The organism is Lysobacter sp. M15, assembly GCF_022662515.1.
Lineage (GTDB): Bacteria > Pseudomonadota > Gammaproteobacteria > Xanthomonadales > Xanthomonadaceae > JAKPBU01.
Genome location: NZ_JAKPBV010000011.1, coordinates 92,692 through 119,413, shown reverse-complemented (window position 1 = coordinate 119,413; position 26,722 = coordinate 92,692). Strand labels below are relative to the sequence as shown.

Genomic DNA, 26,722 nt, shown 5'->3' with positions numbered 1-26,722 from the left:
TCAACGTGCGGTGGAGCCTGACGATGCGACGTCGTCACGGTTTTGACGACGGCGAGTCGGCGCTAGGGGTGAGACGGAACAGTCGCGCGCCATGCGGTGCGACCTGCGGCTTGAACGTGCCGCTCACCGGCTCCAGCGGCGTGTGGCTCCACAGGTCCCGCACCTGCACCTGCCCCTGCAGTCCCAGCGCGGCCAGTTCCACCGGGACCGGGCGACTGCCGGTGGCTGCGGCGCTGGCGTCGCGGGTATCGAACACCGCCAGGTACTTGGCTCTGCCGTCTTCCGCATCGGCGACCCAGGCGATCAGCCCGTCGTCCGTGCGGAACAGCTGGCGGTTGTGCGCGCTGTGCTGGTTGACGGCGAGCACCTCATCGTTGGTGAGCAAGGACAGCGTGAACGGATCGGTACGGGTCATGTCGCCGCCGTGGATCAGCGGCGAGCGCGCGATGCTCCACAAGGTCATCAGCGTGATCTGCTCGTCGCGGGTGAAACGGGTAGGACGATCGAACTCGACGATGCCCAGCGGCAACATGTCCGCATCCGGCCAGGCGCCGGCGATCCGGTACGGGGTCCAGTCATGCAGACGCTTGAACTGAGCCAGCAGCAGTTCCCAGCGATCCCAGAAATCGTCGCTGATCCGCCACATGTTGGCATGCCGGTTGACGTGAGCGCCGGCGGACAAGGCGGTCTCGCCCGGCGATGTGCTGAACACGATGGGCCGGCCGGTCTTGTCGATCGCCTTGCGGATGGCCTCGACTTCGGCCCGGTTCTGATCGTACGGACGGCTGAGATCGTCGACCTTGACGAAGTCCACGCCCCAATCGGCCAACTGCTGCATCAGCGAGTCGTAGTAGGCCTGTGCACCCGGTTTGGACATGTCCACGCCGTACATGTCCGGGTTCCAGGTGCAGATGCTGTTGATATCGGCGATGTTCGCGGCGCGCAGATGCGTGCCCAGCAGCGGCGTGTTCTGCTTCACCGCCTGGCGCGGAATGCCACGCATCATGTGGATGCCGAATTTCAGCCCATTCCCGTGCACGTAGTCGGCCAGCGGCTTGAAGCCCTGGCCGCCAGCGGCCGAGGGAAACTTCTCCGGCGCCGGCACCAGGCGACTGAAACCGTCCATGGCCAGCTTGGCGCCTTCCTCGTAACTGTGACCCTTGGACGTGGGCTGGTACCACTGGATATCCACCGTGATGTACTGCCAGCCGTGCGCCTTGAGCTTGGCGGCCATGAAGTCGGCCTGCTGCTTGATCTGCGCTTCGGTGACCGTGGTGCCGAAGGCATCCCAGCTGTTCCAGCCCAACGGGGGCGTGGCGGCCCATTGATGGAAATCGTTCGATGGCGGCGTGGCGATTGCCGCGACAGAAACCACAGACAGGCTGCCGGTGAGCAGCAGGACACCTAGAAGTCGCAGAAAGTTCGATTGACGCATGGACCCTCCTGTACCCCTGACGGTTCGACAGCGGCAGCAGAAAACGCGCAAGGCCGCGTCATGGGGGCAGGTTAGGGCGGACAGTGACCGGTGGTCCAATGAAAAGATTCGCAGCAGCCATGCCAAGTTGACATGGCCCCGCGCGGCCAGCCAAGTGGCAAGGCCAATGTCGTGGCGCGGGCGGGATCACAGAGCACGGAATCAAAGGGAACGGAGGCGATTAAGCGAGCGAGCTCGAAGCGCTACTTAATCCCCTCCGTCCCTTTGATGTCCCGCGTCTGCAGAAGACCTACTCAGCCTCGGCCCGCCCGATTCCGTGCCACACCGCCTGCGCAACGGCCGCGCTTCCGTGCGTTAGCGCGGCGTATGGGATTGGAAGCTGAGCAGCCGGCGCATGGGTGGCGCTTCTAGCCCAGAGCTAGGGGTGAGGTTCATTTTGTCTTTTCCTGCCAATCAGTCGCATCCGCCGGGTGCGATGCGGAAGATGTTGGCTGCGCCGTCGGCAAAGGGGACGCCGGTCAGCTGGCCCAGGTAGATCGCGCCATCGGGGCCACGCGCGAATCCGGTCGGCACGGCGTCGGTGGCTGCGAACGGCCGCGAGAGGAACGTAGCCACGGTGGTGATCGAACCATCGGCCGCCACGCGCAGCAGGGAGTTACCCGCAGCATCGGTGACCAGACGCGCGCCCGGTTCGGCGAGTACCGCGAAAGGATTGGTTTCGATGGGGCCGCCGGCGGGGTTGGTCGCCTGCTCGTGCGCAGAGACGTCGGCGACAACTTGCCACGTGCCACCCGGATTGAGTCGTAGCAGGTGGCCGAAGACCTTACCGGCTGCACCGAATTCGGAGCGCATGGCCGGCGCCACGCCGGCGAAGCCGATGGTGACGTAGCCGACGTTGCCCTGGAACGAGATGTCGTTGGGTCCGCCGGTTTCGGTGCCGGCAGCGTCGGCGATCGAGGGCAGTCCTTCGACCACGCGTTCCTGCCGGCCGCGATGCAGGCGGCTCACCGCGCCGGTCGGTCCATAGCAGGCGGCGATGCCGCGCATGCTGATGCAGGGGCTGGCGCCGCCGCGCCCTGCTTCGGTGACGTACAGCGCACCGTCGGGCGCGAAAGCGAGTCCGCGCGGGTTGTCGAGCCCGGACATCACAACATCGACCGATGCGGCGAAGGCCGGGGTTGGGAGGAACAGAGAAGCTGCGAGGATGAGGGCAGGGCGCATGGGAGCCTCCGGCGCTGGGGGACGCGGCACTGCGAGCCCGCGACGCTGTACCCCCGTCAACGCCTGTCCGCTGCGCAGTCGGACACCGCCCGTCGGCCGAACCGGGCGGGTCCGAGCCCGGCGCTTATTGCACGCTGATGGTGCCGCGCATCAACGCGGCGTGCCCCGGGAAGCTGCAGAAGAACGTGTACGGGCCGCCGTCCTTGATCTTGCTCACCGGGAAGCTCACCGAGGTGGTCTTGCCGCCGCCGATCAGCTCGGTCTTCGCGACCACGCGCGCGTCGTCGGCCTTGAGGTAGCCGCCGGCCACGCCCGCGGAAACGCCGTCGCCCGCCACGCCCTGCACGTCGGCTTCCTTGCTGATGACCACGTTGTGACCCATCACCTCCACCGCCAGCTGGCCGGTGTGCTTGAGGGTGATCTTGAACTCGGTGCACGACGCCGGGACCGTGATGGAGCCGACGTTGTACTGCATGGCGTCGTTGCCTTCGATCTCGGTGGCGCAGTCGGTGACCACCGCAGCGGGCTTGTCGCCGCTCGCTGGTGCGGGCGTTGCGGCAGGAGGCGGCGTAGTGGCGGTGGCGTCCGCGGCCGGTGCGGGCTCCGCCGGCGCCGGTGCTGGCTCGGCGGTGTCGGGCGGAGCGGGAGTGGCGGTGTCCGCCGCGGTATCGGCGCTGCGGTCGCCGCAGGCAGCCAGGGCGAGGGCGCAGGACGCGGTGAGCAGGGCGAGCTTGAGGTTCATCGGGGTCTCCTGGGTCAAAAACGATGGCAATGATCGCCTGATGCGAGTCGCAATGCGTGAAAATCGTGGAAATCGCCACCGTTCAATGTGGACCGGTTGCCGCATCGCGGGCGACCAACCTGGCCAAGCTGACGAACGATGGCTCGGGCGCGGCTTCCGGCTCGGAAGGCCAGAGACGACTGCGAGGGAAAGGTCCACTTCGTCCGCGCCCTTTGTTACGGTTTCGGATCGCGCCCACGGTGGCGGCACGCATCGAGCGCTTTTCAGCAATCCAGTGCGAGGTCGGCGATTTCGCGGGCCGGCCCCCAAAAGGAAGGATCCGAATCGTGAAAACTCTGGTGGTTCGCCTCTCTCTCGCATTCGCGTCTGCGGTGCTGGCGCTGTTGCCGTGCTACTCCTGGTCGCAGGTCGCCCTGCCGGCGCAGGACGATGCTGTCCATACGAGCGCTCTGGTGACGCGCTGGGGGCGTGCGGTGACGCCGGAGAATGCGTGGCAAAGCTATCCCCGACCTGGGATGAGGCGCGAGCGCTGGCGCAACCTCAACGGCGAATGGGATTACGCGATCCGTCCCAAGGCAGAGCCCCGGCCCACGCGCATGGACGGCAGGATCCTGGTGCCGTTCGCGGTCGAGTCGAAGCTGTCCGGCGTGGCGCGGAAGGTCGGGCCCGAAGACCGCATCTGGTATCGCCGCAGTTTCGCCGTCCCTGGGGACTGGTTGGGCGAGCGGATCATGCTGCACTTTGGCGCCGTCGATTTCGAGGCGCACGTCCTGGTGAACGGTGGCCTGGTCGGCTCGCATCGCGGCGGTTCGGATACCTTCGCCTTCGACATCACCGATTACCTCAAGCCCGGCAACAACGAACTCGTTGTCCAGGTGACAGACCCGACTTCGGCCGGCGCCCAACCGCGGGGCAAGCAACAGCTCACTCCGAAGAGCATCTGGTACACGCCGGTCAGCGGCATCTGGCAGACGGTATGGCTGGAGCCCGTGCCGAGCCTGCACATCGAGGACGTGAACGTCACGCCGGATATCGACGCGGGCGCGCTGGATGTGGATGTGGTACTCAACCGCAGCACCGGCAACGGGCACGCCGTGCGTATTACCGCGAAGGTCGGCGGCAAGACCGTGTCCTCCACGATCGTCCGTGCCAACCGGAGGGCACGCCTACCGGTGTCCAATGCGCGGCTGTGGTCGCCCGATGATCCGTATCTTTACGATCTCGATGTCGAGCTCGTTGCGGTGACGGATCCGCTGCAGCATCTGGAGAACGGCCCGCGCGAGGAGGCGCTGATCACCAAGGCCGAAGCCGAGGCGTATCGCACGGCCCAGGTGACTGGTGCCCCGCTCGACGCGGTGCGCAGCTATTTCGCGATGCGCAAGAGTTCGCTAGGCCCAGGCAAGGTGGCTGGGCAGCCGATGCTGCTGCTGAACAACCGGCCTGTATTCCAGAACGGCACCCTGGACCAGGGCTGGTGGCCGGATGGCCTGCTGACGCCGCCGTCGGAGGAGGCGATCGCGTACGAAATCGACTTCCTGAAGAAGGCCGGTTTCAACATGCTGCGCAAGCACATCAAGATTGAGCCGGCGCATTACTACTACCTCGCCGATACGATGGGCATCCTGATCTGGCAGGACATGCCCTCGGGCGAGGAAGAGGACAGCCTCGACCAGTTCGTGCGGCCGAAGGCGTCCGATGAAGCGCTGATGCCGGCGCGGGTCACCGACGAGTTCGAGTACGAACTGCTGCGCATGATCAGCGACCTGCGCGACCACCCTTCGATCGTCACCTGGGTGGTGAACAACGAGGGCTGGGGCCAGTACGCCTCCACGCGGCTCGGTCACATGGTCAAGGCGCTGGATCCGAGCCGCACGGTGAACAAGACCAGCGGCTGGCTCGACACCGGCGATGCCGGATCGGACATCTTCGACATCCATACCTACGAGGAAGTGCCCAACGCGCCTTCGCACAACCGTCGTCGCGCCATCGTCCTCGGCGAGTTCGGTGGCATCGGCCTGCCGGTCGAGGGGCATCTGTGGTTTCCCGACCAGCGCAACTGGGGTTACCAGACCGCCACGGATCGAGACGACTACCTGCAGCGCTATCAGCGCAAATATGCGGAAGTCATCCGCCAGGCGCGCGAACTCGGCCTGAGCGCGGCGGTGTATACGCAGACGAGCGATGTCGAGGGGGAGGTGAATGGGCTGCTCACCTACGATCGCGAGGTGAGCAAACTTCCCGCCGAAAGCTTCGCCAGAATCCACGCGCCGCTGTTCGAACGCGGCGCGGAGTGAAAGCGGAGAGAGGCTAGAAAGGAGATTGCCGATCCGACGCCCGCATCACGGCGTAGCCCGCGACATCGAAGGCGGCGCGTCGTCCGGAGCGCTGCCCCAATCCCTGTTCGGTTCCGGACCCATCGTCAGCACCAGCCTGGCGCCGTTGACGATGTCGGAATGGCTGAACCATGGCTTGTTCCATGGTTTGCCGTTGAGCGTCGCGGACTGGATGTAGAGGTTCCGCGCCGAGTTGTCGCGCGCGACGATCTCCAGGGTCTTGCCGTTGCCCATGCGCAGCCTCACCTGGTCGAAGATCGGGCTACCGAGGACGTAGTGCGGGCTTGAGGGATCGACGGGATAGAAGCCCATCGCGCTCAGCACGTACCAGGACGACGTCGCGCCTTGGTCGTCCATGCCGGCGTAGCCGTAGCCGCTCGCATCGCTGCCATACATGTCGGCGAGGATCCGGCGCACCAGCGCCTGCGTCTTCCACGGCTGGCCGCTCCAGGCGTAGAGATACGGCGCCTGCTGGTCGGGCTGGTTGCCGTGAACGTACTGCCCCACCATGCCGGTGCAGTCGCGACAGATGCCCTTCGGGTTGTAGGGCGTGCCGAAAAAGGCATCGAGCTTGGCGTTGAACGCCTCGCGTCCGCCCAGCAGGTCGATCAGTCCCTGCACGTCATGCGGCACCAGCCACAGCGTCGACCAGCCCGAGGCTTCCTTCATCATGAAGTTGTAATAGGGCTCGGCCGGATCGAACGGCGCGATCCATTTGCCGTCCTTGGTCCTGCCGCGGACGAAGCCGACCGAGGGATCGAACACATTGCGATAGTTCGCGGCGCGGCCGAGGAACAGATCCGCGTCGTCCTGCTCGCCGAGCCGTCGCGCATAGTCGGCCAGCGCATGGTCGTCCCATGCGTATTCGAGCGTCTTGGCCGCGCCCGCCTTGCCGCCGGCATAGGGCGGGCTTGGATTTTCGTTCGGAACGATGTCGGAGATCCAGCCCTTGTTCTGGTACTCGTCCAGGTAATCGCGAGGGCCCTTGGGGTCGGTCGCGTTCTTGCGCAGGTAGGCATAGGCCGCGCGGTAATCGAACGGAATGCCGCGGTGCCAGGCGCCGCCGTACAGGAATACGGCATTGTCGGCGTGGAACGAGGTGTTCATGTAGCCGCGCTCGCGCGCCATCTCGAGCTCGGAGCGCATGATGTCCTGCACGATCCGCGGTTCGAGCAGCATCAGCAGCACGATCTGGTTGCGGCCGGTATCCCAGAAGGGCACCGGCCCGTAGCGATCGTGCTCCGCGACGCGAGGGTGGCCATTGGTGTCGACGAACCGTTCGCCCTTGCGCGCCACGAGCCGGGGACTGGCGAAGGACTGGAACAGGGTCGAATGGAACATCTCGCGTTGCTTCGACGTACCTCCGTTGACTTCGACGCGATCGAACAGCTGCGCCCAGGCCGCGCGCGCCTTGCCGCGTACCGCGTCGAAGTCCCAGCCCGGATTCTCTTCGCGCAGGCGCCGCTCGGCGTCGGCATAGCTCGTGCCATGCGCGATCTTGACGAGCACCGTCCCCCCGTTGCGGGTGGCGAAGTCGAGATAGCCGCCGGCGAAGCTACCTTCCACCTTGCGGGTACCGGGCGCCACGTCCTTGTCACCGATGCCATAGCCGCGGGCTTCGCCGGGCGCCTTGCGGAACGTGCCATGGCCGGTGAACGGCCGGGAGAATTCCGCGACGAAATAGCGGCCGTCCACAGCCTCGCGATCGCGCTGTGCGGCAGCCACGCCGCGGATCATCCGGTCGCCGACGATCTCCACAGCGCCGCCGCGGCCCGAAAGATTCACGATCACATGCGCACGATCGGTGGCGGGGAAGGTGAACCGCATCAGGCTGGTCCACTGCGTCGCGGTCAGCTCCACCCGCGTTTTGAACGTGTCCAGGAACACCGAGTAGTAGCCGGGTGAGGCGATTTCGCCGGCCTTGTCGTACCAGGCCTGGGTATAGACCGGCGGCACCGTCCAGTCGCCGACCACCGGCATGACGATGGGCTGGGCCCGGGCGCCATAGGATGGGCCGCCTCCCCCGGTGAAGCCGATCATCGTCGGATTGGGATAGTGATAAGGCGTCGCCACGCCCGTCGGATAGGTGAGCTCGACGTTGACATTGACCGGCGCGGCCTCGACCGAGCTATGGGGCAGGCGCGCGCCGGGCGAGGTGATGCCCGAATACAGCGGCTCGCCGGGCGGTGGCGCGTTGCCGATCAGCTCCCGCCGATCGAGCGGCGCCGTGCCGACCAGGGGATTGGCTTCGTCGACCGCATGCTTCGCGCGTCGCGTCGCATCGCTCTCCTGGGCATGCAGAGTAGCCGCGCCAGTCAGCGCGGAGATCACGAGCGCGGCCGCTACGACGATGAACCGGTGCCGGTGCGACGTGGTGCGATATCGGTGACGTGCGGCAGGTTTCTCCATCGTTCTTCCAATGCGGGTACGGCACTCCCCTGCGCCGTAGGTGGTGACGAGGCCAGGAGCGGATCCCGGCGAGCGATTCATTGACCCGGCGAGCCGGGCTGCACGGAGACGACGCGAAGCGGGGTTACGGTGCGGGTTTCGAGCCTTTCGCGTAGACGCAGCTTTCCGGGACGGACTTGACGTAATAGCGCTTGTAGTTGCTCGCGTTGTGGTCCATGCAGCCGGCCAGGTTGAGCAGCTCCACCTTGCGGAAGTCGACCGGATGCGACTCGCTCTGCAGCGAGATGTAGCCGCCTTCGATCAGTTTTCCGTCGGGCTTGGCCGCCGGATCGAAATTCGACACGGTGCCGCCGCCAAATTGCGGCAACGCATACTCGAGCACCTTTTCGCCGTTGACGAAATGCGTGATCTGGCCGCTGCCGAGCACGAGCATCTCGGCGCGCACCCATTGGTCGCCGTCGTAGGTCTTGGAAGCCGACTCCAGGCAATGCTCGGGATAGATCGAACCCTGGTACACGACATCGGTCCCCGGCGTGCACAGGTTCAATGTCGAGCGCGCCTTGCCGCCACCCAACCCGCCGAGAAACTGCACCTCGATGGAAATGGGGAAGTCCTGGTCGCGCTCCATCGTGCGCGGGGGTTGGGAATGCAGCATCGCACCGCTGTTGCGCAAGGCCCAATCCCCGGGGCCGCCCGGCGCCTGCTCACCGACGAAGCGATATTCCACCACCAGACGATAGTAGGAATATGGCTCCTGGTAGAAAAGGTGCCCGAACTTGCCGTCAAAAGACTTGTACTGGTCGTAACGCACCTTGAGCAGCCCATCTTCGACCCGGAACGTGTTTCCGAAGTTGTCCCCCAACGCGTGATGCGAGATCTTCGGGGTCCATCCGCTGAGATCGCGGCCGTTGAAGAGCGTGATCCATTCTTCCTTCTCAGCCGGTGTGTCTGCCGCGGCGCCGGCAGTGAACAGTGCGGCGCAAAGGAGAATGCAGCGGCCCGATCGGGCGATGAGGCTGGAACGTGGATGCATGCGTCAGTCCTGTATTTGGGGAAGCGGAGCGTCTGGACCGGGCTTCCGGAGCCAGGTGGCATCACAACCCATTACGCGGTCGATGCGCAACCGGAACATCGGTGCCCGTATCTCCAGCACGGACGGGCGATGGCGCCCACCGTATGACGGGGTGCTGCGTGTTCGAGTCTGTGAAGTGTGCACGGTTTATGCTGCTCTCGCTGTTGCCATGCGCTTCGGGAGTGGTGGCAGCCACTACACCGGCACCCACTGCGCTGAATGCGCTCCCCGGAGTCGCGCCTGCATTGAGCGCGCCGATCCAGGACGCGGTGGATGCCGTGCTGCGCGTCCCGGGCAGTGCGCCGGCGATGGCGGCCGTCATCGTGCAAGGCGATGCGACGCCATGGATCCACGTGGGTGGCAGCGCGCGCGCGAATGCCGCAGTGGCGGCGGATGCGGATACGCGCTTCTACATCGCGTCGCAGACCAAATCCTTCATGGGGCTGCTGGGCGCGATGCTGGATGCGCGCGGCGAATTGCCCCTGTCGACGATGCTGGCCGACGTCTGGCCGGATTTGCGCCTGCCAACGCCCGCGGACCCGCACCGGATCACGATGGACGACCTGTTGTCGCACCAGGAAGGCCTTTCCACGAGCACGCTGAATGTCGTCACCGCCTATGTCCGCGATGTGCCCGCGGCCGAGTATCCGGCGTTGCTGGCGAGCGAGGTCACGCCGCGCGAGGCGGGCTTCCGTTACGCCAACATCGGCGACCTGATCTATGGCGCGGCGCTGGAAGCCCGCACCGGCCGCAACTGGCGCGACTGGCTCGACAGCGCGCTGCTGCGCCCGCTGGCGCTGGAGGGCATTTCGCCGCGCACCTCCACCGTGCCCGCCGCGCACCTGGCCTGGAATCACCAGTGGGATGGCGCGCAATGGCACGTGCTGCCGCCTAAACCCGATGCCCTGATGCATGCCGCGGGTGGTCTGGTGGCATCGCCCAGGGCGATGGCCCGCTGGATGCAGCTGAACCTGGGCACCGCCGATTCGAATGGCGTGTTTACCACCGCCGCGCTGCAACGTTCGCAGCGACCGATCGCCGAGTCGAACCTTGCCGATGGGGAAATCGATTGCAACGGCTACAGCCTGGGCTGGTATAGCTGCACCTACCGTGGCCAGCAGGCGCTCCTGCATCCGGGTTCGTACAACGGCGCGGTGTCCGTGACCGTGCTGGTGCCTACGGCGCGGGCGGGGTTGTCGCTGATGGCCAACAGCGACAGCGCGATGGAAGGCCTGATGCTGGAGATGCTGAAGTCCTTCATCGGTCTGGCGACAGGACAACCCGACGAGGACCGACGTCTGCGCAAGGCGCTGGAAGCCTATCCGGCGAAGGTCCAGGCCAAGGCAGCAGGGCGTCGTAGCGACGCCGAAGAAGCCCGCGCCGATCCGCAATGGGGCGGATGGACCTGGCGGCCGGATGCCGCAGCGCTCGAGCGTTGCACGGGCCAGTTCGGCAACCCGCTGTACGGAACGATGCGGGTGTACCAGGATGCACCCGGCTTGAATGCTCAGGTCGGCGCGTTGCAGCTGGAGCTCGAGCCTGCACAGCCAGGCGTGTTTGCCGCATCGACCGACATCCTGGAGGCGCCAGAGCCGCTGCGCTGCGATGCCGACGCCGGCCAGATCTTCTGGCGCGGGCAGGTGTTTCTCAGGGTCGAATGAAGTGGCGGAGCAAGTCATCGTCTCGCCGACGAGCTCGGGCCGCAATTTGCTGGCGCCTGGTACGCACTCGCATGGGCTGAGCGAGCGGGCGTACATGAAATTGTGTCGCGATCCCGTCGCGGGTACCCTGTCGGCCATGTCTTTGGTGGCCCCGCTTGCTTCCGTACTCCGACTCCTCGTGCTGGCCATGTTGATGGCCGGCGTGCTGGTGAAGCCGGTGCTCGCGGCCGAATGCGGGATTAGCGATGCTGCGCACGTCCTGGTAGAGACCTCGCAGGCCGGGGTCGCCACAGCGCCGGATCTGCCCACCGGTGAGGACTGCTGCTCGTTTGCCGATTGCAATGACTGCTGTGCCCACGCCGCAGCGATGATGCGATCACTCGATGCGATGCCAGCGGTTCCGATGACCGCGTCCTTGATGCCATCGCTGTCGGTCGATTTCAAGCCGATCGCGTGCCCTGTGCCGTTCCGACCTCCGATCGCGGCCTGACGCAGTCGCCGGCGTAGCCGGCCGATCTCGTTGTCCTGTCGGAGAAATCCCCATGTGGTTGCGTTTGGCGGCCATGGCTGCCCTGTCGGTTGTGCTGTGCGAGTCCGCACTGGCACAGACGCGAAATGTCCTGACCCTCGACGATGCGTTTGCGCGCGTCGCCGACTCCCATCCTGACCTGCGCCTGATCGGCAGTCGTCGCGATGTGCTGTCGGCCGAACGCGACCGCGCCGCGCAAGGGCCTGCGCTGGTGGCCGGCGCCAGCGTCGAGAACGCCTTCGGTACGGGTGAGGCCCGCGGCCTAGAGCAGGCGGAACTTTCGCTGACACTCGCCTCGGTGCTCGAGCGCGGTGGCAAACTCGATGCCCGGCGAACCCTGGCGCAGAGCCGCATCGATGCGCTGGCGGTCGAACGCGAGGCGCGTCGTCTCGATCTGCTGGCCGAGGTCGCGCGCCGCTACCTGGCCATCGTGGCGGCGCAGCGACAGCGCGAGATTGCCCAGTTCGATATCGGTCAGCGGCAGCGCACCGTGGGCGGCGCGCGCCAGCGATTGCACGCCGGTGCATCGCCCGAATCGGTGGTGCTGACCGCCCAGGCCGCGCTGGCCCGGGCGGAACTGGATCTTGCTCGCGCCGACCAGCGCTGGGCCGCAGCGCGTCAGCATCTGGCCGCGTTGTGGGGCGAGCGCAACCCGGACTTCGAAGCGGCGGCTGCCGACCCGCTCGCGTTGCCGGAGGTGGCCGAATTCGCAGTCCTGGCGGAGCTGCTGCAGCGCACACCGGAGCTCACCCAGTTCGTTGGCGAACAGCGCATCCGCGAAGCGCGCCTGCAGCTGGCCCGGACCGAAGCGGCCGCCGATGTGGATTGGCAGATCGGCGTGCGTCGTTTGCGGGAAACCGATGACTTCGCCCTGATCGGAAGCGTCTCGATCCCCTTGGGCGCCCGCGGCCGCGCCGAACCCGGAATCCGCGCGGCCGAGGCGGAGCTGGCAGCAGTGGAGATCGAGCGCGAGTCGAAAGGGATTTCGCTGTATTCGACGCTGGCCGTAGCCCATGGGCAGTACCGCACGGCGCAGGTCGAGGTGACGCGCCTGCAAGGCGACGTGCTGCCCAAGCTCGCCAAGGCCGAAGCCGCCGCCGAACGCGCCTATCGTGCCGGCGCCATCAGCTATCTGGAATGGGCGCAGCTGCAGTCCGAATGCACCACCGCCCGCAAGCAACAACTCGACGCTGCGCTGGATGCCCAGCGCGCCCTGATCGAAATCCAGCGGCTCACGGGCGAGGCGTTCGTCGCGAACCCAGCCGTACCCGCCATACAAGGAACCGCCCCGTGAAACCCCATCGACTGATCAGCGCCTGGGCGCTGGCGCTGTGGCTGACCGCCTGCGGCGGCGCATCCGAACAAGCCGGACATGACGATCACGGTGAGCATGCCGCAGACGAAATCGTAAAGGGCGCTCATGGTGGCCGCTTGCTCGAGCAAGAGGGTCATGCCGTCGAGCTGGCCATCGCCGAGGAAGGCACCCCGCCGAAGTACCAGGCCTGGCTGTACCGGGACGACAAGCCGCTGCCCGCCAGTGCCGGCACCGTCCAGGTGCGGCTCAGGCGCCTGGGCAACGTGGCCGAGTACCACATCCTCAAGCCGCAGGCCGACGGCAGCCTGATGGCCGGCACCATCGTCGGTGAGCCGCATTCGTTCGACGTGGAAGTGCTGGCCAATATCGGCGGCAAGGCGTTGCGCTGGGCATATCCGAGTTACGAAGGTCGCACCGAAATCGCGGCCGACGTGGCGCACGCCTCCGGCATTCGCGTTCAGCCCGCCGGTCCCGGGGTGATCGCCGACGAACACGAGGTGCAGGGGCTGCTGACTCCGGTCGAAGGGCGCGTTGCGAAAGTCATGGCGCGCTTCCCCGGACCGATCCGCAGTCTGCGCGCCAACGTCGGCGATCCGGTGCGTGCGGGCCAGGCGCTGGCGAGCGTGGAGAGCAATCTGAGCCTCACCACGTATACGGTCAGCGCACCGATCTCCGGTGTCGTGCTGGCGCGCAGCGCGTCGGTCGGCGCGGTCGCGGGCGAGGGCGCGCCCTTGTTCGAAATCGCCGACCTGTCCTCGCTTTGGGTGGATCTGCATATCTTCGGTGCCGATGCCCAGCACATCCGTCCGGGCGTGCCGGTCACGATCACGCGGATGAGCGATGGCGTCAGCGTCGAGACCACGCTGGAGCGCGTTCTGCCGGGTACGGCGACCGCGAGCCAGAGCACGGTGGCCCGTGCAACGATCGCCAACGCCGACGGCCTGTGGCGGCCCGGATCGGCGGTCAAGGCGAAGGTCACCGTGGACCGCCAACCCGCCGGCGTGGTGGTGCCGCTGAGCGCGCTGCAGACCTTCCGCGATTGGGATGTCGTGTTCACCCGCAACGGCAACACCTACGAGGTGCGCCCGGTCGAACTGGGCAAACGCGACGGCGAACGGGCCGAGGTTCTTTCCGGAATCAAGCCGGGCGACCCGATCGTGGTCGAGCAGAGCTACCTGGTGAAGGCCGACATCGAAAAGTCCGGTGCCTCGCATGACCACTGAACCGATGTCCGCCGCCGGCCGTGAGCACGCACGCCCGGGCCTCGAGCGGATCATCCGCTTCGCCATCGCGCACCGCTGGCTGATGCTGGCACTGACGCTGGCATTGGTTGCGATGGGCGTGTGGAGCTTCCAGCGGCTGCCGATTGACGCCACCCCGGACATCACCAACGTCCAGGTGCAGATCAACACCGAAGCGCCGGGCTTTTCGCCCCTGGAAGCAGAGCAACGCGTCACCTATCCGATCGAGACCGCGCTCGCCGGTCTGCCCCGGATCGACTACACCCGATCGCTGTCGCGCTATGGGCTCTCGCAGGTGACCGTGGCGTTCGAGGACGGCACCGATCTGTACTTTGCCCGCCAGCAGGTCGCCGAACGGCTGCAGCAGGTGAAATCGCAGCTGCCGGCCGATCTCGAGCCGCAACTGGGTCCGATCGCCACCGGTCTGGGCGAGATCTTCATGTACACGGTCGAAGCCGACCCTGCGGCCCGCAGGAAAGACGGCAAGCCGTGGACGGCCACCGACCTGCGGACCCTGCAGGACTGGGTGGTGCGGCCGCAGCTGCGCAATACGCCGGGCGTCACCGAGGTCAACACCATCGGCGGCTACGCGCGCCAGATCCATATCACTCCGGATCCGGCCCGCCTGGTCGCACTCGGCTTCAGCCTGCACGACGTGGTGGCCGCGGTTGCGGCCAACAACCAGAACATCGGTGCCGGCTACATCGAGCGCAACGGACAGCAGTTCCTGGTGCGGGTCCCTGGCCAGGTGACCGATCTCGATGCCATTCGCGACATCGTGCTCGACCGGCGCGAGGGCGTGCCGATCCGCGTGCGCGACGTTGCGCAGGTGGGCGAAGGGCGCGAACTACGCACGGGCGCGGCGACCGAAGACGGTCGCGAGGTCGTGCTCGGCACGGCGTTCATGCTGGTCGGCGCCAACAGCCGTGAGGTATCGCAGGCGGCCGCAGCCAAGGTCGAGGCGGCCAACGCCAGCCTGCCTGCCGGCGTGCGCGCCAAACCGGTGTACGACCGCACCGCACTGGTCGACCGCACCATCGGCACGGTCAGCAAGAACCTGATCGAAGGCGCCTTGCTGGTGATCGCGGTGCTGTTCCTGCTGCTGGGCAATTTCCGGGCCGCATTGATCACCGCCGCGGTGATCCCCCTGTCGATGCTGTTCACCATTATCGGCATGGTGCGTGGCGGGGTGTCGGGCAACCTGATGAGTCTGGGCGCGCTGGACTTCGGCCTGATCGTCGACGGCGCGGTGATCATCATCGAGAACTGCGTGCGCCGGTTCGGCGAGGCGCAGCACGCGCTGGGGCGCGAGTTGAACGATGGGGAACGCTTCGACCTGACCGCCGTGGCCACGACCGAAGTGATCCGCCCCAGCCTGTTCGGCGTCGGCATCATCACGGCGGTGTATCTGCCGATCTTCGCGCTCAGCGGGATCGAGGGAAAGATGTTCTACCCGATGGCGATCACCGTGGTGCTGGCGCTGGCCGGCGCGATGGTGCTGTCGCTGACCTTCGTGCCTGCCGCCGTCGCCACCTTCCTTGGCGGCCGCGTCGCCGAGAGGGAAAACAGGCTGATCCTGTGGACCAGGCGACGCTATGCGCCGATGCTGGCCTGGGCCCTGCGGCGGCGAATGACGGTGCTCGCCGGCGCGGCGGCATTCGTGGTGATTTGCGCCTTGTTCGCAACGCGGTTGGGTACCGAGTTCATCCCGAGCCTGGACGAAGGCGACGTCACCGTGCATGCGTTGCGGATTCCGGGCACCAGCCTGAGCCAGGCGGTGTCCATGCAGGCCGCACTCGAGCAGGGCTTCGCCAGGCTGCCCGAGGTCGAACGGGTCTTCAGCAAGATCGGCACCGCCGAGATCGCCAATGATCCGATGCCGCCCTCGGTCACCGACACCTTCGTCATGCTCAAGCCGCGCGAGGATTGGCCCGACCCGCGCAAGACCAAAGCCGAGTTCCTCGAAGAACTGGAAGCCGTGGCGCGCCGGCTGCCCGGTAACAACTACGAGTTCACCCAGCCGATCCAGATGCGCATGAACGAGTTGATCTCGGGCGTGCGAGCCGATGTCGCGGTGAAGGTCCATGGCGACGATCTTGAGCAGCTGGTCGCCTTGGCCGAGCAGGTCGAACGCGTCACACGGACCATCCCGGGCGCGGCTGATGTGGAAACCGAACCGGCCACCGGGCTGCCGCTGCTGAGCGTGGTTCCCGATCGACAGGCACTGGCGCGTTACGGTTTGAACCCGGGCGATGTGCAGGACACCGTGGCCACCGCAATCGGCGGTGAAGTGGCCGGTCAGCTGTTCGAAGGCGATCGCCGCTTCGATATCGTGGTGCGTCTGCCCGAGGCGCTGCGCCAGGATCCGGCCGCTCTGGGTGACCTGCCCATTCCGCTGCGCGGCGACGACAACCGCGATGAGTCCAGCCAGGACGCGCAATGGACCAGCGGCACGCCGCGCACCGTGCCTTTGCGCGAAGTGGCCAGGATCGAGATCCGGACCGGTCCGAACCAGATCAACCGCGAGAACGGCAAGCGCCGCGTGGTGGTTACGGCCAATGTGCGCGGGCGGGACCTGGGCGGCTTTGTCGGCGAACTCCGGCAGCGCATCGCCGCGGAGGTCGAGATGCCCACCGGCTACTGGCTCGGCTACGGCGGCACGTTCGAGCAGCTGATCTCGGCCAGCCAGCGTCTGTCGGTCGTGGTCCCGGTCACCCTGGCCATCATCTTCGCGCTGCTGTTCTGGGTGTTCGGTTCGGCCAGGGATGCGGTCATCGTATTCAGCGGCGTGCCGCTGGCCCTGACCGGCGGCGTGATCGCCCTGGCGCTGCGCGACCTCCCGCTGTCGATCTCCGCGGGGGTGGGCTTCATCGCCTTGTCCGGTGTCGCGGTGCTGAACGGCCTGGTCATGATCGCCTTTGTCCGCAAGCTGCGCGAACAGGGCGTCCCGTTCGAAACCGCTATCGTCGATGGCGCTCTGGGGCGCCTGCGACCCGTGCTGATGACCGCGCTGGTCGCCTCGCTCGGCTTCCTGCCGATGGCGCTGAACGTGGGTGCGGGTTCGGAAGTGCAACGCCCGCTGGCGACCGTGGTGATCGGCGGCATCATCTCCTCGACCCTGCTGACGCTGCTGGTGCTGCCGGCGCTGTATCGCTGGCTGCACGGTGCAATGGAGTTCCGGTCGAGGAGTTAGCTTCGACGAGATCGCACCGGCGAGGGCATCCGCATTCACGCGGCAGGGGAGCACGGGCGGGGTGTCGCACTAACATGGCCACGCAACGGGCAGTGCGGCATTCCAGATGAGCGCACTTCGCCAGTCACGTTTTCCCGCGGCCGCGCGTCCTGGCCATGCCCCGACGGAGAAGCCCATGGATCCCGAGACCACCCTGTTCGAACAACACCGCTCGCGCCTGTTCGGCCTGGCCTACCGCATGCTCGGCACGCCCGCCGACGCCGAGGACGTGCTGCACGACGCCTGGTTGCGCCTGCATGCGCAGGACGTCACTACGCTGGACGATCCGGAAGCCTGGCTGGTCACCGTGACCACGCGCCTGGCGCTGGACCGCCTGCGCCGCGTCAAGGCCGAGCGCGCGCATTACACCGGTCCGTGGCTGCCCGAGCCGCTGGTGCCGGAAGCCGAGCATCCGGATGTCACGCTCGAACGCGGCGAATCGCTGACGCTGTCGTTCCTGCTGCTGCTCGAACGACTGAGCCCGGAAGAGCGCGCGGCCTTCCTGCTCCGCGAGGTGTTCGACTACAGCCATGCCGAGGCGGCGGCGATCCTGGAGATCGCGGAGGACGCCTGCCGCCAGCGCGTGCACCGGGCGAAGCTGCGCCTGCGCGAAGGGCGTCCGCGATTCAACGTGGACCAGAGCGCCCAGCGCCGGATGCTGCAGCGCTTCGTCGCCGCGATGGCGGAACCGAGCCGGCACCGGGGGCGCGCGGTGTCCGCCGCGTCCCCCGACCACACCGGGGTGGGGGGGGGGGGGGCGCGCGCCACTCTGCGGCCGTTGCATGGTGCCGAGCGGTTGGCCCGGCTCTACCTGCAGCTGGCGCACAACTTCCATGGCCCGGGCGTGCACTACGAACTTGCCAGCCTGAACGGCGCGCCGGCGCTGTTCCTGCACGCGGGTGGCACGCTGTCCGCGGCGATGTGGATCGAATGCGACGGCGAGCGCATCACCGCGATCCACGCACTGCGGCACCCGGGCAAGCTGGCCCGCTTGTTGGCGGTCACGAAACCGGCTGGGTCTGCGTCCTTGCATTGAAACGGCCAAATCCGAGGCAACCCGCCCCGGCCGCCTTCATCGCAAAGGAGCTTTCCCATGACCCGTTTTTCCGTGCAACGCCATTACGCCGCCATGCAGCCGCTGATCGACCTGGGCCAGAAGGTCCACGCGGCCGGACGCCTGGAACCGGCCCTGATCGAGCTGGTGCTGATGCGCGTCTCGCAAATCAACGGCTGCGCCTTCTGCCTGGACATGCACAGCAAGGATGCGCGCGCTGCGGGCGAGACCGAACAGCGCCTCTACCTGCTGCCAGCGTGGCGCGAAACCAGGCTGTACAGCGAGCGCGAGCGCATCGCCCTGGCCTGGGCCGAGGAACTGACCGAGCTGGCAGGGCCCGAGCCGGTGTCCGATGCGCTGTACGAACGGGCGAGGCAGCTGTTCGAGGAAGCCGAACTGGTCGATCTGACCCTGCTGGTCGTCGCGATCAACAGCTGGAACCGGGTCAATGTCGCAGCGCGCACGATCGGCGGCCACTACAAGCCGGCGTCGCGCTGACTGTCGCCCGGATCGCGGCACGAGGAGAAGTACGGCCAGACTCGCCTGCTTGGGATGAACGCCGGAAGGCACGGGGCTCGCTGACGCTCACCGGGCGGAAACACGGCTTCTGCAAGGCTCCCCGCATCAGCGCGAGGAGCCTGCCATGTCGGAAACCTCTCCGATCACCGGCGAGTTGTCCAACAGCAAGGTCGCCGCCGTGTTTGCGAACGAATCCGCCGCGCGTTCCGCCGCACAGGCGGTGGCGGCGGCCCTGTCGCTGGGCTCGGCGCAGGTGCAGCTGATCACGCCGGCCGAGCCGCATCCTGGCCGCAAGCTGGAGCCGGAGAGTCGCGGCGTCTGGCGCACGATCGTCGTCGCGCACGTCAGGCTCGGCATCGTGGGTGCCGTCGTCGGCCTGCTGGCTTTCGCGGCGCTTTACGCGGCCGGGTTGCCGTTCATTGTCAATTCGCCGGTCGCGGCGGCGCTGGTGCTGCTGTTCTTCGGCACCGTCGCCGGACTGATGCTGGGCGGCCTGGTGGCGCTGCGTCCCGATCACGACCGCTACGTGGAGGCTGCGCGCGAGGCGATGGAATCCGGCAACACGACGGTGGTGGTGCACGCGTTCTCCGGCGATCAGGCCGGCCAGGCCTCCGACTTCCTGCGCGCGCAGGGCGGGGAGGTGACCTCGACGCTGTAGCGAGTCGACGCTTCGTTCGCGCGGCCTCGTGCACGCATGAACCGCTACCGCTGAGGTGTCGCGCGCGCGTTCTCGGCTCCGAAACGCGGAAGTACAGCGTGGCAGCCGGAAGCGCAGCGGCCTATGTCGATGTCCTGATCCCGTCGCCACCGACGTTTGCGTTAAAAGTCCCGTGTGTTTCCGGAACCTGTCGATGAGTGGCGATGGTGGTATTCGGAATTTCTGTGCCTGGCTGGCCACAATCGCTTTGCTGGCCGGTTTCGCCGGCGCGGCCGATGCGCAAGAGCAACACCCGCACGCGGACCACTTGCGGTACGTGGTCTACTTTCCCGTCTCTTGTTCCGAAGCCGCGCAGTCGCAGTTTAATCGCGCGGCCACGCTGCTGCATCACATGACCTATCCGCAGGCGCGCACCGCGTTCGAGCAGGTCGCCAGCACCGATCCGGACTGCGCGATGGCGCACTGGGGCGTGGCCATGACCCTGTTCCAGCCCCTGTGGCCGACCCGTCCCGGTCCCGCAGAGCTGCAGCGTGGATGGGATGAAGTCCAGAAGGCCAAGGCCCTGAACCCGCCGACACAACGCGAAAGACTCTTCGTCGCCGCGGCCGAGGCGTTTTTCCTCGAGCCGGCTGGGACCGATTACTGGCTGCGTATCCGGCGTTGGGAGCAGGCGCAGGAAGCCCTGCATGCCGCCATTCCGGACGATCCGGAGGCGGCCATGTTCTATGCCCTGGCGCACCTGGCCACGGCGCCCGCCAATGCCGTTTCGCGCGCGCACGCAGATCGCGCCGCCGGCATCCTGATGCGCGAGTACGCACGCAACCCGGACCACCCGGGCGCGATGCACTACCTGGTCCACGCCAATGACATGCCCGGCCGCGAGCGTGAATCGCTGGACGTGACCCGCAAGTACGATTCGATCGCCCCGCGCAACCCGCACGCGCTGCATATGCCGACCCATATCTACACCCGGCTCGGCGACTGGGACGGCGTCGTGCGGGGCAACCTGCTGGCCGCGGAAGCCGCGCTGGAGTATCCCGCCGGCGAGCATGGCGAATTCGTCTGGGATGAATTCCCGCATGCCATCGAATACCTGGTGTATGCCTATCTGCAGAAGGGCGCGGACGAAGAGGCCGCGGCGCAGTTGCAGCGGCTGCGAGGAACCGAACGGCTGCAGCCCTCGTTCAAGACCGCCTTCCACCTGGCCTCGACCCAGGCCCGATACGCACTGGAGCGGCGCGCCTGGAGCGAGGCTGCGCAGATCGTGCCGCGCCAGCCGACGGTCGTCGACTGGGATCGCTTTCCATGGCCGGAAGCGATCGCGCAGTTCGCGCACGGGCTGGGCGCGGCGCATCTTGGCGAAATGGCCAAGGCCAAAGCCGCCGGCACACGGCTCGAAGCGCTCGAAGCCGCGACGCGCAAGTCGGGGGAAGACCTGTTTGCGCGCAACATCCGGGTGCTGCACCTCGAACTGGCGGCCTGGATCGCGCACGCGGAAGGGCAGCGCGAATCCAGCGTCGCGCTGATGCGCCAGGCCGCCGAGCTGGAAACTTCGACGCCCAAGCATGCAGTCACTCCGGGGCCGACCGTGCCGGCGTACGAATCGATGGGCGACCTGCTGATGGAGCAGAAACAGCCAGCGGATGCGCTGACGTCCTATCGGCGAGCGCTGGAACTGTATCCGCAGCGATTCAACGCATTGCTGGGCGCAGCCAGGGCCGCATCAGCGCTTGAGGACTCATCCCAGGCGCGTACCTATTACGCCGCATTGCTTGAAGTGGCGCAGGGCGGCACGCGCCAGCCTGCACTGGAGGAGGCGCGCAGCTATCTCGCGCAGGCGCGGTGAGCTGACGCGGCGCACGCAGATTCGCCGGTACCCAGGCTCAACCGACCCGGCGCGATGCGCTGCGACGCCTGGCGGCGTGCTTGGGTGCAATTAGCTTGCCGTCCGCGGTGGCGTCGGCGGTGAACTCGACCAGCAGCTCGCGGATCCAGCGCTGCCCTGCGTGCCCATGCGTGCGCTCGTGCCAGATCAGGCTCACATCGAATTGTTCGGCAAGCCAGGGAAGATCGATCGACGTGAGCCGGTCGCGCTGGCCGTGCAACAGCCGTCGCGGCACCAGCGCAACCAGGTCGCTGTCGGCCACGATTTCCGGGACGAACAGGAACGAAGCCGCCGACAGGACGACCTGACGTCGATGACCGAGCGCCGTCAGCGCGTCGTCGATCGGTGTTGTGAAACTGCCACCCGATGGCGACACGACCACGTGTTCCAGTTGAACGAACTCCTCCAGGGTCAGGCCGGTCCTTAGGCGGGGATGGTCGCGGCGCCCGATGAGCACATAGCTTTCCTCGAACAGGAGGCGGGTCCTGAGGTGCGACTGAGCCGGGTCGGGCGTGGCCACTGCCAGATCAACATCGCCACTCGCCAATTGCTGTTCCGTCTGCGCAGGATTGAAGCGGCGAACCGCGATCCGCACACCAGGGGCCCGTTGCCGTAAGGCCCGTACCAACGGCAGGACCACCACGGCCTCTACGTAATCCGTGCAGGCGATGGTCATGGCGAGCCTGGATCGGGCCGGCGAGAAATCCCTGTGGGCGTGAAGCGTGTTGCGCAGGTCGTCCAGGGCGAGGCGCAGCGGTCCCAGCAACTCCAGGGCCTTCGCGGTGGGCGTCATCCCGCGGTGGGCGGGAACAAGCAGGGGATCCCCGAACATGTCCCGGAGACGGCTCAGCTGGGCGCTGACTGCAGGCTGGCTGAGGTGAAGCCGCGCCGCTGTCCTGGTGACGCTTCGCTCCGCGAGCAATGCCTCGAGCGTCACCAGAAGGTTGAGGTCCAGGCGCGACGTATTCATTTGGTGGATCACACATCAAAGGATTATCGATTTCAAATATGAATCCGTCGGATTCATCCTGCAACTCCCTGGGTTGCATGGAGAAAGTTACGGTGAAGAAGAGAGTCCTGGTCGTTTATGCCCATCCCGAACCGGCCTCGCTGACGCGCCAGCTGGTGGAGGTCGCGGTCGAGACCCTCGAGGGTCAGGGTCATGAAGTTGTGCGGTCTGATCTCTACGGGATGCGCTGGAAAGCCGTCTACGACCAGGACGACTTTCCCAGCCGCGTCGACCCCGATCGGCTTTCCTTCATTGCGGAATCGGCGCATGCCTATTCGACCGGCCGGCAGACGGACGATGTCGCCGCAGAACAGGCCAAGCTATCCAGCGCCGATGCCGTGATCCTGCTGTTCCCGCTTTGGTGGTTCGGCGTGCCGGCCATCCTGAAAGGCTGGATCGAACGCGTATTCGCGTATGGATTCGGCTATGGCTACAAGAACGGGACCAATCAGTACCGTTATGGCGACGGTGTCCTGAAGGGGAAGCGGGCGCTGGTGTCGGTCCTCGCCGGAGGACCCGAGGTGGACTATGGGCCGCGGGGAATCAATGGACCCATGGGTGAGATCCTGTTTCCGCTCACGCATGGGGCCTTGTTCTTCGCGGGCATGGACGTGCTGCGCGCCCACTCCGTATACGGAACGGATCGGATGAGCTGCGAGGACGTCGCGACCGCCAAGGAAGCATGGCGTGGCCGCGTGAAACGTCTTTTCGAAGAGGATCCCGTCGCATTCCGCTCGCAGAATGGCGGCGACTATCCGGATCGGCATACGCTGCGGGACGACATCGCGCCTGGGCGCACCGGGGTGTGGGCGCACGTCGCCGACGGCACTGAAGCGTAGCGCAAATGCCTCGCGCCTTAGGCGTGCCTCAACCGACTGGCTTGGTGACGACCTGCACGGCACGCGCGAGTCCGTGGCAAGGAGCGGGACGCGGACGTCGGCGCTGCGCGACGGACCGGTTGCTGAACCTAGCCGTCGGTTTTCCGGGAGACCACATCGAACCCACCGCCGGGCCATTGCCATCGGCCGGTGATAACCCTGCCGTCCTCGCTCAGCTGGCCCTTGAAGAAATTGTCCGAGCCCTTGTCGCCGAACCAGGTCCAGTGCGTGCCGTCGTCGTCGACCTGGTGGGTATAGGTGAAATTGCTGCCGTCGTCGGCCATGAGGTGGGAGCGCAGGGTCTGCGTGTCTTCGTCCCACGTGACGTACTCGATGCCGGTCAGCGTCCGGCCGCGGGGCGTGGTGGTCTCGAATTCCTGGATCAGGTAGTGGCCGCCCAGACCCATCCGGTAGACGGAGGTGCCCGGAACGGCGCCTTCGTTCTTCCATGTTCCGACAAGATGCCGGAGTCGGGTCATCGCCGGGTGCGGTGTCAGGGGAAGTTCGGCCACCCGATGGTTGTTGCTGTCTGCCATACGTTTTTCCTCCCAACGTTGCTTCTCGATCGATCACGCGTGGACGTTGAATGCGCGTTCATTAGGACGACGTGCGGGGACGATGCGGATCGACACCTGCCCAGCGGCCGGCGCACGGATCCGCAAGGCCCGCCCTAGAACCACAGGTCGCGGACGCAGCGGCCGTCGCCTGGCAGGTCGTCGAAAGAGCCCAGGCCGTCGAAATGGTCGATAAGCAGATGGGCAGTGCGGGCAGAAGTGGATTTCGAGCGACGGGGTTTGCTTGCCGCGATGGGCATAGGGGCGGACGGAGCGGGCGTTTCACGCGCGCGGTGTACCGGCAGGCAGGACTTCTGGGACGGGTCTGGCAAGACTTCGCGGCTATAGTTGGTCGTACATCCAGCCAGGGGGCGTTGCCGTGGTCAGGTCCAGCCTTCCACTCGTTGCTTTGCTCGCAGCCGCCACCGCATCCGCCGGCGCGTTGCACGGGATCAATCCCGACGACATCAACCGCAACGGCGATGCCTGCACCGATTTCTTCGACTACGCCAACGGCGCGTGGCGAAAGCAGAATCCGATTCCCGACTACATGGACCGCTGGAGCCGCCGCTGGCAATCTGGCGAGGTCAACAAGGAACACGTGCGCGATATCCTCACCGAGCTGTCGGCGAAAACCGACTGGCCCAAGGGCAGCGCCGGCCAGCTCGCCGGCGACTTCTACGCCGCGTGCATGGACGAATCACGGGTCGATGCACTCGGCAGCAAGCCGGTCGAGCCCTGGCTGGCCGAGGTCGACGCCATCGAGGACAAGGCAGAACTGCAGCGCATGATCGGCACGCTGCACGACGTGGGTGTGGCCGTGCCGTTCCAGGTCTTCGCCGGCGAGGACCTGCACGAACCGTCCAGAACCATCGCCCACATCTACGCCGGCGGCCTGGGCATGCCCGACCGCGACTACTATCTCAAGCCAGAACCCCGCTTCGTCGAAGCGCGCGCAAGGTATCTCGAACACGTGGCCAAGATGTTCGAACTCGCCGGCACCCAACCGGCAGAGGCGAAACAGAACGCCCAGACCGTGTTCGCCTTCGAGAAGCGCTTGGCCGAGGCCTCGCTCGACAACGTGCAGCTGCGCGACCCGAAGTTGCAGGACCACACGACCGCGTTCGCCGACCTGCCCAAGCTCACCCCGGGCTTCGACTGGGTTAGGTACTTCGACGCCGCCAGCATGCCGCGCGAGGCGGTGAACGTGACCCAGCCGAAATTCCTGCAGCAGGTCGAGAAGGAACTCGCGACAACCCCGCTGACGCAATGGAAAACCTATCTGCGGTGGCACGTGCTCCATACCGCTGCGGACTCGCTGTCCGGGCCCTTCGTCGAGGAGAACTTCGCCTTCAACGGCAGGTTCCTGGCCGGCACCACCGAGATCAAGCCGCGCTGGAAGCGCTGTGCCGAAGCCACCGACCAGCAGCTCGGCGAAGCGCTAGGCCAGAAATACGTCGAGAAGTACTTTCCGCCGGAAGCCAAGGCCAAGATGCAGGAGATGGTGAAGAACATCCTCCTGGCGATGGATGACACCATCCGCGAACTGGACTGGATGGACGCGGCGACCAAGCAGAAGGCGCTGGAGAAGCGCGCGACGTTCTTCCCCAAGCTCGGCTATCCGGACAAGTTCAAGGACTACCAGGGCGTGGTCGTGACGCGTGATTCGGCGTGGGACAACATCGTCGCCGCCTCACGCTGGAACGTCGCCGACAACCGCAGCCAGGTCGGCAAGCCGACCGATCGCAGCCGCTGGGGCATGACCCCGCCGACCTCGAACGCCTACTACAACCCGCTGCAGAACGAGATCGTGTTCCCGGCCGGCATCCTGCAGCCGCCCGCGTTCGACGTGAACGCCATCGACGCCGTCAACTACGGCGCGATCGGCGTGGTCATCGGCCACGAGATCAGCCATGGCTTCGACGACCAGGGCGCGCAGTTCGATGCCCAGGGCCGCCTGGCCAACTGGTGGACGCCAGCCGACAACAAGAAGTTCGAGGCCAAAGGCCAGTGCGTGGTCAAGCAGTTCGAGGGTTACTTCATCGAGCCCGGCGTGCACCACAACGGCAAGCTGGTGCTGGGTGAATCCATCGGCGACCTGGCTGGGGCGAAAATTGCCTACCGGGCCTACCTGAAGTCGCGCGAGGGCAAGGGCCCGGAACCGACCCTCGACGGCTTCACCCCCGAGCAGCAGTTCTTCATCGCCTGGGGTCAGTTCCGCGGCGACGAAACGCGCATGGAAACCCAGCGCACCATGATCCAGGGCGATCCGCATCCCGTCGCCAAGTACCGCGTCAACGGACCGCTGTCGAATCTGCCTGCGTTTCGTGAGGTCTTCCAGTGCAAGGCCGATGCACCGATGGTGCGGCCGGAGGCGGATCGCTGCGAAGTCTGGTGATTGGATGCATGCCCGACGCGGTACGGCATAGAGCGGGCTTGAGCTCGCCCTACGTTTTCGCCGAGCGGCGGACAACGCGGCGCAGTCGCAGGCTTACGTGACTTCAACACGCGGACGTGGGGCTTGCCTCGATCACGCGCCGCGGCCACGCAAAATACGTCCGCCACGCATATCCCCACGGCACCACCGCCGCCAGCAGCGGCAGCGCAAGGAAGGAGCTGGCGACTTCGCCGGTGGGCGTCCCCCACAGCGCGCCGGCCTGCCATAGCGGATAGGCGACGAACGCGAGCCAGATCGCCTTGTAGCCGATGGTGAAGAACATCAGCGGCAGCCAGCGCAGTGGCCGGATTACGCCGAACAGTGCGAGTGCGGGATAGGTGGCCCACACGGCGAATGCGACCGCGCGCACGGGATCCCACGCCCCTTCGTGCGTCAGAAGCGCACGCCATGCGGTCGGCGTGACGAACACCAGCATCAGCAAGAAGAACAGGCGCAGGCCCCAGATCTGGACGGGGCGGACACCCTCACGGCGCGGATCGGGCGCAAAGAACTGGACGAATGGGCGGGCGATCATGGT

Annotated in this window: 20 protein-coding genes; 12 read left to right on the top strand and 8 right to left on the bottom strand. The window is 66.4% G+C overall.

Annotation, left to right across the window (positions count from 1 at the left end):
* Window positions 1–34: 34 nt before the first annotated feature.
* The 3 genes from MC380_RS09145 to azu form a co-directional block, all read right to left on the bottom strand.
* Window positions 35–1,435 carry a glycoside hydrolase family 27 protein gene (locus MC380_RS09145; RefSeq protein WP_242164305.1) on the bottom strand — a complete coding sequence of 467 codons (1,401 nt, stop codon included), beginning with the start codon at window positions 1,433–1,435 and terminating at the stop codon, window positions 35–37.
* Window positions 1,436–1,888: 453 nt separating this feature from the next.
* A complete protein-coding gene (locus tag MC380_RS09140) occupies window positions 1,889–2,656 on the bottom strand; it encodes a ScyD/ScyE family protein (RefSeq protein WP_242164304.1) in 768 nt (255 codons plus the stop codon).
* A 124-nt stretch (window positions 2,657–2,780) separates the two neighbouring features.
* Window positions 2,781–3,398 (bottom strand): azurin, encoded by a 618-nt coding sequence (gene azu, locus MC380_RS09135; RefSeq protein ID WP_242164303.1) that lies wholly within the window; start codon window positions 3,396–3,398, stop codon window positions 2,781–2,783.
* A 326-nt stretch (window positions 3,399–3,724) separates the two neighbouring features.
* Between azu and MC380_RS09130 the strand changes: the two genes are divergently transcribed.
* Window positions 3,725–5,692 carry a sugar-binding domain-containing protein gene (locus MC380_RS09130; protein WP_242164302.1) on the top strand — a complete coding sequence of 656 codons (1,968 nt, stop codon included), beginning with the start codon at window positions 3,725–3,727 and terminating at the stop codon, window positions 5,690–5,692.
* Window positions 5,693–5,737: 45 nt separating this feature from the next.
* Here MC380_RS09130 and MC380_RS09125 read toward each other — a convergent pair whose 3' ends face one another.
* Together MC380_RS09125 and MC380_RS09120 are read right to left on the bottom strand one after the other, a co-directional pair.
* Window positions 5,738–8,140, bottom strand: a complete 2,403-nt coding sequence (locus tag MC380_RS09125; RefSeq protein ID WP_242164301.1) for a GH92 family glycosyl hydrolase — start codon at window positions 8,138–8,140, stop codon at window positions 5,738–5,740.
* Window positions 8,141–8,264: 124 nt separating this feature from the next.
* Complete coding sequence (locus tag MC380_RS09120) at window positions 8,265–9,173, bottom strand: DUF1080 domain-containing protein (protein ID WP_242164300.1); 909 nt, start codon at window positions 9,171–9,173, stop codon at window positions 8,265–8,267.
* Between the two features lie 284 nt (window positions 9,174–9,457).
* On the opposite strand from MC380_RS09120, the gene MC380_RS09115 reads away from it, so the two are divergent.
* The 9 genes from MC380_RS09115 (at window position 9,458) to MC380_RS09075 (ending at window position 21,267) form a co-directional block, all read left to right on the top strand.
* Window positions 9,458–10,873 carry a serine hydrolase gene (locus tag MC380_RS09115; protein WP_242164299.1) on the top strand — a complete coding sequence of 472 codons (1,416 nt, stop codon included), beginning with the start codon at window positions 9,458–9,460 and terminating at the stop codon, window positions 10,871–10,873.
* A 94-nt stretch (window positions 10,874–10,967) separates the two neighbouring features.
* Window positions 10,968–11,363, top strand: coding sequence for a hypothetical protein (locus MC380_RS09110; RefSeq protein WP_242164298.1), 396 nt, complete (start codon window positions 10,968–10,970; stop codon window positions 11,361–11,363).
* A gap of 52 nt (window positions 11,364–11,415) precedes the next feature.
* Window positions 11,416–12,696 carry a TolC family protein gene (locus MC380_RS09105; protein WP_242164297.1) on the top strand — a complete coding sequence of 427 codons (1,281 nt, stop codon included), beginning with the start codon at window positions 11,416–11,418 and terminating at the stop codon, window positions 12,694–12,696.
* A complete protein-coding gene (locus tag MC380_RS09100; protein WP_242103599.1) occupies window positions 12,693–13,940 on the top strand; it encodes an efflux RND transporter periplasmic adaptor subunit in 1,248 nt (415 codons plus the stop codon). The genes MC380_RS09105 and MC380_RS09100 overlap by 4 nt, the downstream gene beginning before the upstream one ends.
* Complete coding sequence (locus tag MC380_RS09095) at window positions 13,930–17,151, top strand: CusA/CzcA family heavy metal efflux RND transporter (protein ID WP_277929903.1); 3,222 nt, start codon at window positions 13,930–13,932, stop codon at window positions 17,149–17,151. The genes MC380_RS09100 and MC380_RS09095 overlap by 11 nt, the downstream gene beginning before the upstream one ends.
* Before the next feature lie 175 nt (window positions 17,152–17,326).
* Window positions 17,327–18,226, top strand: a complete 900-nt coding sequence (locus tag MC380_RS09090; protein ID WP_242164296.1) for a sigma-70 family RNA polymerase sigma factor — start codon at window positions 17,327–17,329, stop codon at window positions 18,224–18,226.
* A 57-nt stretch (window positions 18,227–18,283) separates the two neighbouring features.
* A complete protein-coding gene (locus tag MC380_RS09085) occupies window positions 18,284–18,742 on the top strand; it encodes a carboxymuconolactone decarboxylase family protein (RefSeq protein WP_242164295.1) in 459 nt (152 codons plus the stop codon).
* 145 nt (window positions 18,743–18,887) lie between these two features.
* Window positions 18,888–19,421: a hypothetical protein gene (locus tag MC380_RS09080; RefSeq protein WP_242164294.1), complete on the top strand. Its 534-nt coding sequence runs from the start codon at window positions 18,888–18,890 to the stop codon at window positions 19,419–19,421.
* A 193-nt stretch (window positions 19,422–19,614) separates the two neighbouring features.
* On the top strand, window positions 19,615–21,267 hold the full coding sequence (locus MC380_RS09075; protein WP_242164292.1) for a tetratricopeptide repeat protein: 1,653 nt from the start codon (window positions 19,615–19,617) through the stop codon (window positions 21,265–21,267).
* Window positions 21,268–21,304: 37 nt separating this feature from the next.
* On the opposite strand, the gene MC380_RS09070 is transcribed toward MC380_RS09075, so the two are convergent.
* Window positions 21,305–22,276, bottom strand: a complete 972-nt coding sequence (locus MC380_RS09070) for a LysR family transcriptional regulator (RefSeq protein ID WP_242164290.1) — start codon at window positions 22,274–22,276, stop codon at window positions 21,305–21,307.
* Window positions 22,277–22,314: 38 nt separating this feature from the next.
* Between MC380_RS09070 and MC380_RS09065 the strand changes: the two genes are divergently transcribed.
* Window positions 22,315–23,154, top strand: a complete 840-nt coding sequence (locus MC380_RS09065; RefSeq protein WP_242164288.1) for an NAD(P)H-dependent oxidoreductase — start codon at window positions 22,315–22,317, stop codon at window positions 23,152–23,154.
* Window positions 23,155–23,282: 128 nt separating this feature from the next.
* On the opposite strand, the gene MC380_RS09060 is transcribed toward MC380_RS09065, so the two are convergent.
* The gene (locus MC380_RS09060; protein WP_242164286.1) at window positions 23,283–23,729 is read right to left on the bottom strand and encodes a DUF1579 domain-containing protein; all 447 of its coding nucleotides are present in this window, start codon (window positions 23,727–23,729) and stop codon (window positions 23,283–23,285) included.
* A gap of 397 nt (window positions 23,730–24,126) precedes the next feature.
* On the opposite strand from MC380_RS09060, the gene MC380_RS09055 reads away from it, so the two are divergent.
* Window positions 24,127–26,145, top strand: coding sequence for a M13 family metallopeptidase (locus tag MC380_RS09055; protein ID WP_242103607.1), 2,019 nt, complete (start codon window positions 24,127–24,129; stop codon window positions 26,143–26,145).
* Window positions 26,146–26,248: 103 nt separating this feature from the next.
* Here the strand turns inward: MC380_RS09055 and MC380_RS09050 are convergent, their stop codons facing one another.
* Window positions 26,249–26,719 (bottom strand): hypothetical protein, encoded by a 471-nt coding sequence (locus MC380_RS09050; RefSeq protein WP_242103608.1) that lies wholly within the window; start codon window positions 26,717–26,719, stop codon window positions 26,249–26,251.
* Between the last annotated feature and the right edge of the window lie 3 nt (window positions 26,720–26,722).